Here is a 1324-nt window from a genome sequence, read left to right on the forward strand (position 1 = left end):
TGATGGATTGTGCCCGCGTTCGCGTACTGGCGCCGCTGGTAGACAACTCTCTGCTGGCGGAACGACTCGGCTATGCGTCGCCGACCGCAGCGGTGGCCGCGGTCGCTCGCATCTCTGAGAGATCCGCGCGTGCCCGACTGAGCATCGCGGACGCCGTGGGTGACGACACCGCGCTGTCTGGCGCCGTCGTGGCTGCTGCTCGCCCCAGTGTGAGCGATGCCCTTGATGCCGGGCGGCTTGGCCTGGATGCCGCAAACCTCATCACGACTGAGCTGGCGTCCATCGCCGGGCGCACACCCGCCGACGTGCTTGACATCGCCGAATCCGTGATGGTCGGCCTTGCCACCGGCGTCAGCGCCAGCGGCGAGCCCATGGTTGCCGCGGTATCCGTAGATTTTCTTGCCGGAGAGATCCGGCAGGTCACCGCCGCCGCCGACCCAGACGGTGCCCGGCCGCGCGAAGAACGAGCAACACGACGCCGCGAGTTCCGCCTGGGCACCGCCGACGAAGACGGTCTCATGCCAGCACACGGCAGGCTGCTACCCGAAATCGGAGTACTCCTCGCCGGGATGCTGGAGGCACACCGCCGCTCCCCCCGATTCGCCGATGTCAATGCGGGCCTCATCAGTGCCGATGGACTGGCCCTGGCACCTGATTCACGCGTCGCTGATTCACGCATCGCTGACATGCGCACTCCCGGGCAGCGTCGCCACGACGCTCTGGGCGAGATACTCCTGGCAGCAGCCGCCGCAGAAGGGGCGCCCCGACTCGACGGGCAGTCCGTCACCGTGCTGGTGACAGTGACGGCCGCCGATCTGGTGAATGCTGGCGGCCTCGACTCAGATGCCATCGGCACCATGGCAGGCTCACCATTTCCCGTCTCACGGCGAACCATTGAACGCTTCGTCGACGCCGGAGGCTACCGCGCGGTCTCAGTCGATGACAATGGCGCAGTCATTTCGATCAGCTCGCCACAACGCTGCTTCACCCCGATGCAGAGGCTCGGGATGGTCGCCCGCGACGGGGCCGGCTGCGTAACCCCCGGATGTACCAGCCCCCACTACACACTCCAAGCCCACCACGTCATCCCCGACCGGGATGGCGGCCCCACCGCGCTCGATAACGGACTGCTGCTGTGTTTCTGGCACCACCAACAGGTCGATACTGGGCCATGGGAATACCGGATGATCGCAGGACTCCCATATGTTCGCGGGCCAGGCATCCCCGACTGGACACACACACGCACTCGCACACCAGTGGCACACGTCGCGTGACCGAGCCAAGCCGTGCCGAACCACGCCTGCCCTGAAGATCACTCGACGGG

At 66.6% G+C, this 1324-nt stretch carries 1 protein-coding gene; it reads left to right on the forward strand.

Annotated elements, in window-relative coordinates; all coding sequences use genetic code 11:
* A partial coding sequence (locus RMN95_RS08175; RefSeq protein WP_309616440.1) for a DUF222 domain-containing protein occupies window positions 1–1274 on the forward strand: 1274 nt, incomplete at its 5' end.
* Window positions 1275–1324: the final 50 nt, after the last annotated feature.

This window comes from Salinibacterium sp. (assembly GCF_031364185.1).
In the GTDB taxonomy this organism is placed as follows: domain Bacteria; phylum Actinomycetota; class Actinomycetes; order Actinomycetales; family Microbacteriaceae; genus Rhodoglobus.